The 12,974-nt window shown below is 63.3% G+C and carries 16 protein-coding genes; 5 read left to right on the top strand and 11 right to left on the bottom strand.

From position 1 onward, the window contains the following. The first annotated feature begins 193 nt into the window (after window positions 1-193). A complete protein-coding gene (locus tag H9529_RS12785) occupies window positions 194-490 on the top strand; it encodes a hypothetical protein (protein ID WP_092884838.1) in 297 nt (98 codons plus the stop codon). Continuing rightward, a complete protein-coding gene (locus tag H9529_RS12780) occupies window positions 462-1,166 on the top strand; it encodes a winged helix-turn-helix domain-containing protein (RefSeq protein WP_092884836.1) in 705 nt (234 codons plus the stop codon). The genes H9529_RS12785 and H9529_RS12780 overlap by 29 nt, the downstream gene beginning before the upstream one ends. Before the next feature lie 23 nt (window positions 1,167-1,189). Here H9529_RS12780 and H9529_RS12775 read toward each other — a convergent pair whose 3' ends face one another. Together H9529_RS12775 and H9529_RS12770 are read right to left on the bottom strand one after the other, a co-directional pair. Next, window positions 1,190-2,095 carry an alpha/beta fold hydrolase gene (locus H9529_RS12775; protein ID WP_092884834.1) on the bottom strand — a complete coding sequence of 302 codons (906 nt, stop codon included), beginning with the start codon at window positions 2,093-2,095 and terminating at the stop codon, window positions 1,190-1,192. A gap of 51 nt (window positions 2,096-2,146) precedes the next feature. Next, a complete protein-coding gene (locus tag H9529_RS12770) occupies window positions 2,147-2,662 on the bottom strand; it encodes a DUF1643 domain-containing protein (RefSeq protein ID WP_092884832.1) in 516 nt (171 codons plus the stop codon). Window positions 2,663-2,860: 198 nt separating this feature from the next. Between H9529_RS12770 and H9529_RS12765 the strand changes: the two genes are divergently transcribed. Then, the gene (locus H9529_RS12765; RefSeq protein WP_092884830.1) at window positions 2,861-3,115 is read left to right on the top strand and encodes a hypothetical protein; all 255 of its coding nucleotides are present in this window, start codon (window positions 2,861-2,863) and stop codon (window positions 3,113-3,115) included. Window positions 3,116-3,317: 202 nt separating this feature from the next. Here H9529_RS12765 and truB read toward each other — a convergent pair whose 3' ends face one another. Genes truB through rbfA form a run of 3 tightly spaced genes read right to left on the bottom strand, consistent with a single transcriptional unit; the run spans window position 3,318 to window position 5,457 of the window. Beyond that, complete coding sequence (gene truB / locus H9529_RS12760) at window positions 3,318-4,226, bottom strand: tRNA pseudouridine(55) synthase TruB (RefSeq protein WP_092884828.1); 909 nt, start codon at window positions 4,224-4,226, stop codon at window positions 3,318-3,320. Between the two features lie 33 nt (window positions 4,227-4,259). Beyond that, the gene (locus H9529_RS12755; protein ID WP_092885368.1) at window positions 4,260-5,018 is read right to left on the bottom strand and encodes a phosphodiester glycosidase family protein; all 759 of its coding nucleotides are present in this window, start codon (window positions 5,016-5,018) and stop codon (window positions 4,260-4,262) included. Next, entirely contained in the window at window positions 4,999-5,457 is a 459-nt protein-coding gene (rbfA, locus tag H9529_RS12750; RefSeq protein WP_092884826.1) for a 30S ribosome-binding factor RbfA, read from the bottom strand. Before rbfA ends, H9529_RS12755 begins: the two co-directional genes overlap by 20 nt. A gap of 108 nt (window positions 5,458-5,565) precedes the next feature. Between rbfA and dapB the strand changes: the two genes are divergently transcribed. Both dapB and H9529_RS12740 read left to right on the top strand, forming a co-directional pair. Then, window positions 5,566-6,351 carry a 4-hydroxy-tetrahydrodipicolinate reductase gene (dapB, locus tag H9529_RS12745; RefSeq protein ID WP_092884824.1) on the top strand — a complete coding sequence of 262 codons (786 nt, stop codon included), beginning with the start codon at window positions 5,566-5,568 and terminating at the stop codon, window positions 6,349-6,351. A gap of 74 nt (window positions 6,352-6,425) precedes the next feature. Further along, complete coding sequence (locus H9529_RS12740) at window positions 6,426-6,794, top strand: hypothetical protein (protein WP_092884822.1); 369 nt, start codon at window positions 6,426-6,428, stop codon at window positions 6,792-6,794. 144 nt (window positions 6,795-6,938) lie between these two features. Here the strand turns inward: H9529_RS12740 and H9529_RS12735 are convergent, their stop codons facing one another. Genes H9529_RS12735 through H9529_RS12710 form a run of 6 tightly spaced genes read right to left on the bottom strand, consistent with a single transcriptional unit; the run spans window position 6,939 to window position 12,835 of the window. Continuing rightward, window positions 6,939-7,322, bottom strand: coding sequence for a Na+/H+ antiporter subunit G (locus H9529_RS12735; protein WP_092884820.1), 384 nt, complete (start codon window positions 7,320-7,322; stop codon window positions 6,939-6,941). A 15-nt stretch (window positions 7,323-7,337) separates the two neighbouring features. Further along, the gene (locus tag H9529_RS12730) at window positions 7,338-7,607 is read right to left on the bottom strand and encodes a K+/H+ antiporter subunit F (protein WP_092884818.1); all 270 of its coding nucleotides are present in this window, start codon (window positions 7,605-7,607) and stop codon (window positions 7,338-7,340) included. Further along, window positions 7,604-8,095 carry a Na+/H+ antiporter subunit E gene (locus tag H9529_RS12725; RefSeq protein ID WP_092884816.1) on the bottom strand — a complete coding sequence of 164 codons (492 nt, stop codon included), beginning with the start codon at window positions 8,093-8,095 and terminating at the stop codon, window positions 7,604-7,606. The genes H9529_RS12730 and H9529_RS12725 overlap by 4 nt, the downstream gene beginning before the upstream one ends. Continuing rightward, window positions 8,092-9,618 (bottom strand): monovalent cation/H+ antiporter subunit D, encoded by a 1,527-nt coding sequence (locus tag H9529_RS12720; RefSeq protein WP_092885366.1) that lies wholly within the window; start codon window positions 9,616-9,618, stop codon window positions 8,092-8,094. Before H9529_RS12720 ends, H9529_RS12725 begins: the two co-directional genes overlap by 4 nt. A gap of 2 nt (window positions 9,619-9,620) precedes the next feature. Continuing rightward, window positions 9,621-9,995 (bottom strand): Na+/H+ antiporter subunit C, encoded by a 375-nt coding sequence (locus H9529_RS12715; RefSeq protein ID WP_092884814.1) that lies wholly within the window; start codon window positions 9,993-9,995, stop codon window positions 9,621-9,623. Further along, window positions 9,995-12,835, bottom strand: a complete 2,841-nt coding sequence (locus H9529_RS12710) for a monovalent cation/H+ antiporter subunit A (protein WP_092884812.1) — start codon at window positions 12,833-12,835, stop codon at window positions 9,995-9,997. The genes H9529_RS12715 and H9529_RS12710 overlap by 1 nt, the downstream gene beginning before the upstream one ends. Between the last annotated feature and the right edge of the window lie 139 nt (window positions 12,836-12,974).

The raw sequence follows: 12,974 nt of genomic DNA, 5'->3' as shown, positions 1-12,974 counted from the left end.
GCCGCTTGCAAAGATCCGATGCAGATCGGCAAGGCATGATGGCCAGCGCGCCGCAACGGGTCGGAGACTTCGTGCAGACAGGCTGGGCTTTGGGGGATGTGTCAGGCAATATCGGCGCGGCGTTATCCGATAGCAGGGGCGCCCACCGCGCGTTGATATTGAATATCCGACTGTTGCCGCCCATAGTCGGGGCATGAAAACACATCGCGCAATCTTGGCCGTGACCCTCGCCCTTTGCCTCGGCACTCCGGCCTTCGCCGCCGACTGCTATGCCGATTACAAGGCAAAGCAGGACAACCCGCTGCGTCTGCAATATGGTGTGGTCGAGCTGCCCCAGGCCGCCTGCGGCGATGCTCAGGCGGCGGCGGCGCACCTTGCCCCGCGGCTATCCGCAGATGGCTGGACCTTGCTGCAAATAGAGGGCACTTTCGGACCCGAGGGGCTGGCATCACGGAGGGCGCATGCGGGACAATCCTTCCTCCGCTACTGAGCTATCGCGGATCGGCAGCCGTGCCGTGATCTGGGGCATGGCGGCGATTGTCGCGATCTTGCTGACGGCTGCCACCTTCTTGTTCCTCTCGCTGCCCAGCGCCGATGCCTTCAACACCCGGGTCGAGCGGATCTTTGTCGAAAACGCCGGGCTGACCGCGCAGGCCGAGATCAAGCTGCTGGAGATCCTGGCGCTGTCGGGTACTGCCTTCGCCGAAACGCTGACATCCTACCGCATCGTGATCTTTGTGCTGCTGATCTTTGCCACGGCGCTGCTGGTCACCTCCATGGTGCTGGTCACGCTGTTGATCGTCCTGAACCGGCGGATGGCGCAGGTGGAAAAGACCGGCATTCAGGTGTCATCGCTCATCATCAGCCGCACCGCGCGAACCGTCGGTATCAATGACATGACCTTCCGCCTGACCGATGCCGCGATAGAAACGCTGGCTGTACTGGCCGAGGCACGGATGGATGGTGACATCCTTTCAGGCGCCGAGATCGAGGCCGTCATCTCCGGCCGCGACGCTGCCGATTGCGATGAGGCCGCAGGCGCCACGCGGATCAAACGCCTGCGCGATACCTTGGGCAACCAGTTGCTGAGCGAGGTGCTGATCCAGAACATCACCCGGCAGGGCTATGTCCTGTCCATCGACAAGGATGTGATCCAGATGCAGTGAGGGCAGGCGTGGCCTGTTTCGGGCTATTCGCCCGCCCGCTCGGCATCAAAAAACGGCAAGAAGGTCGCCAGCACCGCATCGGGGGCCTCTTCCATCGCGAAATGTCCACTGGTGCACGACGCGTCACTCACGTCATCGGCCCAAGCGCGCCAGACGCCGGCTGGGTCGCCGGTCCGCGCAGGAAACCCGTCCGCCGCCCAAAGGAACCGCAGCGGTGCCGTGATCTTCCGCCCGGCGGCGCGATCAGCATCATCCAGCGCACGGTCGAACGTCGCCCCGGCACGGTAATCTGCGCACATCGCATGAATGCGGGCGGGGTCACGGGCCTGCGCGCGATAGCTTTCCAGCGAAGCGGCGGGAAAGGCGTCAAGGCTTTGCGCCAGGGTCCAGCTTTGCAGCGTCCAATCGATATAGCCCACCGGGTCGGCCCCGATCATGCGTTCGGGCAGGGGCGCGGGTTGTGCCAGAAAGGTCCAGTGATAGGCTTTGATCGCCAGATCAGCGCCCCAGGCCGCCCAGAAATCCCCGGTCGGCACGATCTCGATGATGCCCAGCCGGTCCACCCTGTCCGGGTGATCCAACGCCAGCCGGTAGGCCACACGCCCGCCCCGGTCATGGCCCAGCACATGGGCCCGCACCAGCCCCAGCGCGTCCATCAGGCCCACGACATCGCTGGCCATGGTCCGCTTGGCGTAAGTCGTGTGATCCGCGTCGTCGGGCGGGGCGTCACTGTCACCATAGCCCCGCAGATCAGGAATGATGACATGAAACCGCTGCGCCAGTGCAGGCGCGACACGCGCCCAGCACATATGGTTCTGCGGATAGCCGTGCAACAAGATCAGCGGCACCCCCGAGCCCGCCTGATGGACCGATAGCCGGATGCCATTGACCTCGATATAGCTTTGGTCAAAACCGCTGATATGGTGCATGCCGGTTCTCCACGCTTGGGCCATCCTGTCAGGCAGTCTGCCCGCGCGACGCTACCCCGGCAAGCCCCATCGCTGCGGCTGCTGGCCATAGGCGATATACAGCGGATGCTTGGGGTGCCCAGCCTTCGACAGCCCCAGATGATACAATGTCGCCCCCGTTTCGCGCAACAGCCCCGCAACCGCTGGGCCCCGCCCCAGATGCGCGCCATGGGTCCCCCAAGCGCAGATGATCTGGTCCGCCCAGTCCGCGCTGTCGGCAATAGCCCCGTCGTTTTCGGGGCCGACCGGGTCTGGCTGCGCGCGCATCTGGCGCGGGTCGGTGGCACGGTAAGCGAAAATATTGCACACCCTGAACGCTCCGAAACCCAACGCGCGGGCGCGACGCTCGCACCGTTCGACCGTCGGATCGTTCTGTACCTCGGTCGCAGTCGAAGGGTTGAGCATCACGAACAGCGCCTTCGTCCCTGCCGCATCCCATACCCGCGCCAAGAGATAGCGATAGGCCATGCAATCGGAATAGACTGCAACGGAGGGGGCATCCCCCTTGGTGTGGCTGCGCGTGATCATCCGCACGGCCTAGCAAATGCGCGCATGGCCGTCCAGCGCAGGATGCACGGCCTGCGCATCACACAAAAAAAGGCGCGCCGCGCAACTTTCCGATGCAGCGCCCCGTAACCCTCACATGTCCCGCGTTTGGCGTGGGCCAGTTACAGCGCAGGCCGCAACCGCGCCTCTAAAATAGATGTATCAACAGGAGACGACACCATGAAAACCCTTCCCATCATCGCCCTTTTGCTCTCGATCAGCGCCCCCGCCTATGCCCAGAACGCCCCCGCAGGTGCCGAGGCGATGGCTTGCGACACCAGCGAATTCACCGCGGTGCGCAGCGACGAAACCGGCGAGATCCTTTATTGGAACAACAGCACCTGCGAAACCCCCACGGACGACGGCAACATGATGGGCATGATGCCGATGCAACCTGGCGGTATGGGCGGAATGGGTGGCATGGACGATAGCTGAGCCCGTTCCCTTACATTGCTTTCCTCCCAGATCAGGCCCCGGCATTGCCGGGGCCTGATCCATGGAAAGGGCGTGGCGCCAGCACGGCGCACGCCATCACAGCGCGTCGTTGCCAAGGGGCGTGGGGCGCTGGGATGGCGCGTGGGGGCACCCGCGAAGCGTGGTAATGCCCCCATCTGCGCCGCACGCGTGCGGACAGGGTTCAGGGCAGGTTGAACACGCGCGCCGGATGCAGTTCGCCTGCTTTATAAACGCCGACTGCGACGGCCTGCCCCTGGTAGCTTGCCCATGCCTCATCGCCGTATTCGACATCCGACGCCAGAACCATGCCCGGATTGCCATTGCGCAGCCGGGCGGCCCCGTCAGGCGTCGCAGGCAGTTCGGGCAGATCGGTCAATCCAGCCTCCAAGGGGCGCAGATGCGCATCAAGGCCACCGGTGCCAGCCAGTTCCTCGATCAGCGCCAGCGTCACCCCGTCGGCAACGTCGAACGGCCCGGACCAGGTGCGGCGCAGCCATGCCACATGGCCGTAGCACCCCAGCGCAGCACCCAGATCGCGCGCGATGGACCGCACATAGCCGCCCTTGCCACAGACCATCTGCAACTCCACATGATCGGCATCCGGGCGCGCGATAATGTCCAGCGCATCCACCCACAACGGGCGGGCGGCCAACTCCATCTCATCGCCGGCACGGGCAATGTCATAGGCACGCTCGCCCTCGACCTTCACGGCAGAGAATTGCGGTGGCACCTGCTGGATATCGCCGCGAAACGCGTGCAGGGCATCGGAAATCTGCGTGTCGGTGGGGCGCGTATCGCTTTGCGCGATCACGGTGCCTTCGGCATCATCGGTGTTGGTCGCCTGACCCAGCCGCACCATGAAGCGGTAGCACTTCAGCGCATCGGTAATGTAGGGCACAGTCTTGGTGGCCTCGCCCAAGGCGATCGCCAGCACGCCGGTTGCAGCCGGGTCCAAGGTGCCCGCATGGCCCGCCTTCTTCGCATCCATCGCCCAGCGGACCTTGTTGACCACCGAGGTCGACGTGATGCCCGCAGGCTTGTCCACTACCAGCCAGCCAGAAATATCGCGACCCTTCCGCTTGCGTGCCAAACCATTGCCCCCTGTTAAGATCAGGCGCGGGTGTTAGTCTGCCACGCCTGCCGCGTCAATATCCACGACCAGCCCGACAATCGGCCCCATCGGCAAGCCCCAGTCCGACCGCCCGATCCCCGGCGCGTGCAGGCGCGAGATATTGCCATCGAAATACAGCGCCTGCGGCAGGCCCAGCCCGTCACGAAACAGGCGACCAAATTCGTGAAACGTCACCGGCCCGTCCGAGATCGCAAACACTGCCTGTGTCCCATCGGCGCTGACGCCCACCCCGTTGCGCACATAGCGCGAGTCCGAGTTTTCAAGGAACCGGGGATGCAGCGCGCCATCAATCACCAGCATCGGCCCCGACTGGCTGGCATCGCGGCAGCCGGGATCACCGCCGGCATAATCTGTGGTTTCCACCACGGCGAAACCATCGTCACGGATGCAGAACACCCCGTTTGGCAACAACCCGAAATTGCCCGGCCCCGCCGATGTTATCAGCCGCATCGCCTGTTCGCCGCGCTCCTGATACAGGCCCACCGGGCTGCGGTCGCGGTGGTACATGCCAGCGTTCATCGCAAAGGCGAGCACCTGACCGGACGCGCCAAGCGCCGCATCGACCCGCGCGAAAGAGCCATAGGCAGCCCCGTCAGCATCATTCAGAAACAAGCGCAGGTCCTGACCGGTAGCGGCGGTGCACACGGTATAGCTCTGCTCATCATGCGCAAACTTCGCACAGGTATCGGCAGTGGCGCCGCCAGCCAACCAAAGGCTTGCCAGACCCGCCCTAACGACGTGCCGGATCATCATCGCCGTCGCCCGGGTTTGACTGATCGGCCTCATCCTCATCAGGCGCTGCAATGTCGCGCAACACCTGCGCGTCCGAGAAAAGACGCCGCGTCTCATCCATCTGATCGAAGGTTTCATCCAGCGCAAACTTCAGGTCAGGCGCGAACTTGAGCGTCAGCGCCTTGGAGACCGCGCGCCGCAGCTCTGACTTGTTACGCCGAAGCGCCAGCAGAACCTCATCGCGGTTCAGCCCACCCAGCGGCATCACGAAAACCGTGGCGACCTTCAGGTCGGGCGATGTCCGCACCTCGCCCACGGTGATGCTGACGCGGGTCAGTTCCGGGTCATGCACGTCACCGCGCGCCAGAACGTCGGACAAGGTGCGTCGGATCAGCTCCGCCACGCGAAGCTGCCGTTGGGTCGGGCCCTTGCCCATGGAAGATCGGTTTTGTGCCATAAACTCCATCTAAGCCAAAGCCCGCGCCCCCGCAACGGAGGCTTTGCCATTTTTCGCACCCACCGCTATGGGATAGGCGGAATGTGGTGACCAGACGGAGCGCAGGGAATGACAAACATCTTGGTAACGGGCGCAACCGGGCGCATGGGGCAAATGCTGATCGGGCATATCGTGGCACATCCGACCGCGCGGCTGACCGGCGCGCTGGAACGGGCAGGCAGTCCGCGGCTGGGCGAAATGGCAGGCCCAGGCACCGATGTGCGCATCACGGACGACATGGCGGCGGCGCTGCATGGGGCCGATGTGGTAATCGACTTCACCGCACCGGCGGCAAGCGTGGCGCTGGCCCGGCATGCGGCGGACGTGGGCGTCGCGCATATCATCGGCACCACCGGATTTTCCGAAGATGATCTGGCAGCCATCGCCGCAGCCGGGCAGCGCAACACCATCGTGCGCGCGGGCAACATGAGTCTTGGCGTCAACCTTCTGGTGCAACTGACCCGCAAGGTCGCCGCCGCGCTGGACGAAGAGTATGACATCGAGGTGATCGAAGCGCATCACCGCCACAAGGTCGACGCACCCTCGGGCACTGCGCTGATGCTGGGCGAGGCCGCCGCCGAGGGACGCGGCGTAGCGTTAGCGGATGTGTCGGACCGGGGCCGCGACGGAATCACCGGCGCGCGCGAACGCGGGCGCATCGGGTTCGCGGCCATCCGGGGCGGCGACATCATCGGCGAACATGACGTGCTTTTCGCAGCGGATGGCGAACGCATCACCTTGCGTCATGTCGCCAGCGACCGCGCCGTCTTCGCGCGCGGGGCGATCCGCGCTGCCCTGTGGAGTGTCGGCAAACCCCACGGCGAATATTCCATGATCGACGTATTGGGCCTGTAACACAACCGTGACGCATCCGCGCTGCACCCGGCGGCGTATCTCTTACAAATGGCAATTGCAGGGGAGGGTCGCGGATGCGCCCGAATATCATCATGGCCGCGACTGCGGCAGCCGTACTATCGGTCCCGCTGGACGCGCAGGCGCGCGAGTTCTTTCTGGTAAAGGACAGGTCCGAATTTATCGAGCTGATCGAAGGCCGCGACCTGACGCGGTTCGGCGTGCGCCTGAACGTCACGCCAGACGGCCAGATTACGGGCAGCGCGTTTGGCTTTACCGTGACCGGCACATGGGACTGGCAAGGCAATTACTTCTGCCGCGACATGAGCTATGGCAGCGGCAACGCCCTGGGGTACAATTGCCAGACGGTGTATCGCGACGGGGACATGTTGCGCTTCATTGCTGACCGGGGCGACGGCGACCACGCCGATCTGCGCCTGCGATAAGGGCGTCTGGGCGCGCAAAAGCCAAGCATGCGGCGCGGGGCATCTGTCCCCGCCTTGCATCCACGATCGCCCCAAACACTTGACGCGCCTGATCTGCCGCGCTTTCAATCCTACCGATTATTCGCGCCTACCGATTATTCGGGCCTACGGAGTCTTCGGGGCGTCGGAAACCTCTGGCACCGGCTGGTAGCCCGCCCAATGCGCATCGCCCACAGGCTTTGACGTTTCATGCTGCGAAACATGGCGATGCAACTGCGCCTTGGCGATGAAATGCGCGGTAATGGGCGCCGTGAGGAACAGGAAAAGCGTGATCATCAGCTCATGAAACGACAATCCCGCGCCGAACATCAGCGAATGCAGCATGGACGCGATCAGCACACCGCCCACGCCCACGGTCGTGGCCTTGGTAGGCGCGTGAAGGCGCGTCATGGCATCGGGCAGCTTGACCAGCCCGAATGACCCGACAAGCCCGAAGATCCCGGCGACTACCAGCATCAGCGCAACGATCAGTTCTGCCACGAAAGCCATCCGCTCTACGCCCCCTTATTCAATGATGTCGCCGCGCAACATGAAGCGGCAATAGGCGACCGTAGAAACGAAACCGACCATCGCCATCAGCATTGACGCCTCGAAATACACCGCCGTATCGGCGCTGATGCCATAAAGGATCAGCAGCGCAATGGCGTTGATGACCATGGTGTCCAACGCCAGCACGCGGTCTACCACACCCGGCGCGCGCGCCACCCGCCAGATGTTGATAAGAAGCGCCAGCCCAAAGCAGCCAAACGCGAAGTAGAGGGCAGCGGCCATCATTCGAAAATCTCCTTCAGGCGGCGTTCATAGCGGGTCTTGATCTCGGCAATCACGGCGTCGGGGTCAGGTGCGTCCAGGCAATGTACCAGCAGGCTGCGCCCGTCCGAGGCCAGGTCGCTGGACACGGTGCCCGGCGTCATGGTGATCGTACCCGCCAGAACAGTGATCGCTTCGGGTGTGCGGATATCCAGCGGCACGGTGATCCATCTGGGCTGCATGTCCGCGTTGCGCTTGAACACGATGATCCGCGCGACATGGATATTCGCCATCAGGATATCCCAGATGACAACCAGAATGAACTCGGCGATCATCAGCGGGTTCCGCAGCTTTGGCATGTCCGGCCAATAGGGTGCGGTAATCATCGGGATCAAGATGCCGACGATCACGCCGAACACGATCGCGTTCAGCGTCACCACATTGACCAGCATCACCCAGACCAACAGCAGCAACAGCGACAACAGCGGGTGCGGTAGAATCCGGCGCATCATTGTGTCCCCTCCACCCCGTCGGTGCCCAGCACGGCCTCGATATAGGTTGATGTGTCATAGAGCTGCGCCGAAGTCGCCTCCATGTAGCCAGTCAGCGGGCCCGCCAGCACCGTCAGGGCCAGCAACAGCGCCAGCATGGCCCCGGTGGCGACCAACGGCAATGCGTTCAGTTGCGGCGCGGGGGGCGTCCCGTCCCCCGCGACCGAATGCGGTTTCCAGAACAGCATGCTGCCCGCGCGTGCAAACCCCAGCACAGCGATCAACGATGTCGCCAGGATCACCGTCCAGATCAGCGCCGCGCCCGGTTCGCTACGCAGCGCGTCCAGCACCAGCAGCTTGCCGAGGAAGCCTGACAAGGGCGGCATGCCCGCCGTCGCAATGGCGGCGGCGAAGAACATCGCCGCAATAAGCCCGCTCTGCGCCATGGGCGCCCGCAGATCCAGCGCACAACTGCCGCGCCGCCGCTGGACCAGATCAACAATCAGGAACAGCGTCGCCCCGGCAAAGGTCGAGTGCACCATGTAATAGAGCGCCGCCAGCGTCGCTTCCGGTGTGAAGGCAGAGATCGCGATGAACAGCGTCCCCATCGAACCGATGGCCGCGAAAGACGCCATCCGCGACAAGCTGCCGCCCGCCAGAACCCCCGCCATACCGATGATCAGGGTGACAAGCGCGGCGGGCAGGATCCAATCGGCAGGCATCGTGTTCGTCACCGCCAGGCCGGGCCCGAAGACCAGCGTGTAGACCCGGATCACAGCATAGGCCCCAACCTTGGTCATGATGGCGAACAGGGCCGCGACGGGTGCGGGTGCGTGGGTATAGGTGTTGGGCAGCCAGAAATGGATCGGAACCAGCGCACCTTTCACCGCGAAGACGATCAGCAGCATCGCGGCCGCCGTGCGCAGCAATGCCGCGTCACCCTCGGCGAGTGCAGGCGCCTTGACCGCCATATCCGCCATGTTCAGCGTGCCGGTGACCCCGTAAAGCGTGGCCAGCGCGAACAGGAACAGGGTCGAACCGGCAAGGTTGTAGATCACGTATTGCACGCCCGCCTGAAGCCGCAGCTTGCCGCCGCCATGCACCATCAGGCCATAGGAGGCGATCAGCAGTACCTCGAAGAACACGAACAGGTTGAACAGGTCGCCCGTCAGCATCGCGCCATAAAGCCCCATCAACTGGAACAGGAACAACGCGTGAAAATGCCGGCCGCGCCGGTCCCATCCGGTACCGATGACATAGAGCAAAACGACCAGCCCCAGCACCGAGGTCATCAGCACCATCATGGCCGACAGCCGGTCCAGCACCATGACGATGCCAAACGGCGCGGGCCAGTTCCCCATCTCATAGACCTCGACAGTGCCGCCCGCCGCCGTCCATGTCAGCGCAACGGTCACGCCCAGCAAGAACACGACAGAGGCCAGCGAGATCACGCGCTGCAACACGATATCATAGCGCGCCGACAAGACCAGCAGGGGTGCGATCAGGGCGGGCAGAATGATCGGGACGATAATCCAGTGGGACAGCATTACGTGGCGTCTCCTGTCGGGGTGTCGTTAGCCGCCTCATGTGCCACGGGCGTTTCGGTCTCCATGTCCACCTCATCCGTGCCCGCACGGACAAAGGACGCCAGCGCCATGATGACCACCAGCGCCGTCATGCCAAAAGCGATGACGATAGCAGTCAGCGCCAGCGCTTGTGGCAATGGGTCGGTATACGGCCCCTCGTTCAGCAGCACCGGCGGCTGGTTTACCACCAGCCGTCCACTGGCAAACAGGAACAGGTTCACCGCATACGCCAGCAGCGACAGCCCCAGAATGACCGGGAAGGTCCGCAGGCGCAGCATCAGGTAGACCCCGGCCGCCGTCAGCAGACCGACACCGCTTGCAACCAGCAGCTCCATCAGTGGCTCTCCTCTTTTCGGGCATCGCGGGTGGCAGGGATTATATCCATCGGGTCGGCATTCACCGGCTCGCCGGTTCGGCCTGCGATCCGCGCCAGACTGGCAAGCGCCAGCATCACAGCGCCCACAACCGTCAGGAACACGCCGATATCGAAGGCAATCGCCGTGGCCCATTCAAACTCTGACAGGGGCGGGATGGTGATATAGCCAAACGAGCTGGTCAGGAACGGCCGCCCCGCCAGCCATGAGCCCACCCCGGTCAACGCCGCGATCATGATGCCCGCCGCGATCATGCTGTGATAATCGATCCGCTGGCGCGCCTGCGCCCAGGCAAAGCCGCTGGCCATGTATTGCATCAACAATGCGATAGCAACGACCAGCCCGGCAATGAAGCCGCCACCCGGCTCTCCATGACCGCGCAGGAAGATGAACAGCCCGACAACAAGCGCGATCGGCAGCGCCACGCGGGTGGCCACCACCATCATCAGCGGGTGCCGGTCGCCAGCATGGGTCGTATCGCGCGGCCAGTTCGACAAGGTACGTCCGCTGCGCCCTGTCAGCAAAGCCTCGACCATGGCGAAGATTGCCAGCGCGGCGATGCCCAGCACGATGATTTCGCCAAATGTATCAAAGCCCCGGAAGTCCACCAGGATCACGTTGACCACATTGGTGCCGCCGCCGCCGGAATATGAATTCTCCAGGTGGAACCACGAGATGGTTTCGAAGTCGCGGGTCATGATGGCATAGATCAACGCCGTAACGCCAAGTCCCGCCACCACCGAAATCACCCCATCGCGCGTGCGACGGAAGCTGGTGCTTTCGACCGGCGTGCCCTTCGGCAGGTAGTTCAGCGCCAGAAGCAGCAAGATGACCGTTACCACCTCGACCGACAATTGGGTCAGGGCCAGATCAGGCGCGGACAGATACACGAACGCCAGCGAGATGATCAGCCCGATCACCCCGATCAACACAAGCGACAAAAGGCGGTTGCGATGCACCAGCACTACCGTCACCGTCGCCACGACCAGCAAGACCCACCCGATCAGCGGCATGATCGTAATCGGCAACAATTCTCTCGTCCCGCCAGTATGAGTGCCGCCCATGAACGCCACAGCGCTGAACACCACGGCGGTAATCGTAAAGATCGCCAGATACCGGGACATCGCGCCGTCGTGCAAAATATTAGTCAGACGCGCGGACAGCCGCACAACCACGCCGATCACCGCGTCGAACATCTGCTTTGCTTCAGGTCGACGTGCATTCAGCCACGCCCTGTCCAGCGGCGCGTGCGCGCGCAGCACCAGATACCCACCGACAATCGCCGCAATCGACATGAACAGCGCAGGCACCAGCCCGTGCCACAGTTTCAGTGCGTAATACGGCAGCTCCGCCCCGCCGATGACCGCGCTCGATACCGTAGCGACCAGTGGCCCGACCATGGTGTTGGGAAAGATGCCGATCAGCACGACCAGAACGACCAGAAACGCAGGTGCAGCCCACATCCCAAACCCCGGATCATGCGGCGTCGCGGGGTAATCATGCCGCACAGGGCCCAGAAACACATGCGAGATGAAGCGGAAACTGTAGGCGACCGAGAACAACGCCCCCAGCGTCGCCAGCGCCCCGACAAGAAGCCCGGTATGCGCCGCCTCTTCCAGCATCATTTCCTTCGACAAGAAACCGTTCAGCAGCGGAATCCCCGCCATCGACAGCGCCGCAATGGTGCCAATGGTAAAGGTCACGGGCATCAAATGCCGCAGGCCACCCAGCCGCTTGATGTCGCGCGTATGCGCCTCGTGGTCCACAATGCCCGCAGTCATGAACAATGCCGCCTTGAACGTGGCGTGGTTGATGATGTGAAAAACTGCCACAACCGCGCCGAAGGCACTGCCGGTACCCAGCAGCATGGTTATCAGCCCCAGATGCGAGACGGTCGAGAACGCCAGCAACCCCTTCAGATCATCCTTGAACAGCGCGATCGCGGCCCCCATCACCATGGTGATCAGCCCCGCGCCGGTGACGAGGTAAAACCACGCGTCGCTGCCCGACAGCACCGGCCACAGCCGGGCCAGCAGGAACAGCCCCGCCTTCACCATGGTGGCCGAGTGCAGATAGGCCGAAACCGGCGTCGGCGCGGCCATGGCATGGGGCAACCAGAAATGGAACGGAAACTGCGCTGATTTGGTGAAGGCCCCCAGCAAGATCAGGATCAGCGCGGGCAGGTACAGCGGGCTCGCCTGGATCAGATCGGCGTTTTGCAAGATCACCGTCAGGTCGTAGCTGCCGACGATGTCGCCCAGGATCAGCATCCCCCCGATCAACGCCAGACCGCCACCGCCCGTTACGGCCAGCGCCATGCGCGCGCCCTGCCGCCCTTCGGGCAGGTGCTTCCAATAGCCGATCAGCAGAAAGGACGACAGCGATGTCAGCTCCCAGAACACCAGCATCAGCAAAATGTTGTCCGACAGCACGATCCCCACCATCGCGCCCTGAAACAGCAGCAGATAGGTATAAAACTGCCCCATCGGGTCTGATTTGGACAGGTAGAACCGGGCGTAGAGGATGATCAGCAGCCCGATGCCCAGAATCAGGATGGAAAACAGCAGGCCCAAACCGTCGAGGAAGAAATTCGCGTTCAGGCCAAGGATCGGCATCCATTCGATCTGCGTCTGCACAACCTCGCCGCGCAGCACGGCGGGGGCATGTAGCAGCACGCCCAACAAGGCCAGCGCCGTGAACGCCCCTGTGACCAGCGCGCAGACATTTCGGCCCGCGCGGATCATCAGACCGGGCAGAAGCGCGCCCAGGAACGGCAGCGCTGCGATAAGAGCAAGGGACATGCTTCAGGGTTTCCGTTGTTAATGCGGCCCTACACGGCGTCGTACAGGTATTTCGGGTGATTGCCCCTTAATCTTTCACGCGCGGCCATAGTGTCAAGCCAAACCGGACGGGCGCAGCCCGGTTTCGGTACTGCGCCCG

The organism is Roseicitreum antarcticum (genome assembly GCF_014681765.1).
In the GTDB taxonomy this organism is placed as follows: Bacteria; Pseudomonadota; Alphaproteobacteria; order Rhodobacterales; family Rhodobacteraceae; genus Roseicitreum; species Roseicitreum antarcticum.
Note: the sequence above shows the minus strand (reverse complement) of the source record. Positions and strands in the feature narration are given on the sequence as shown.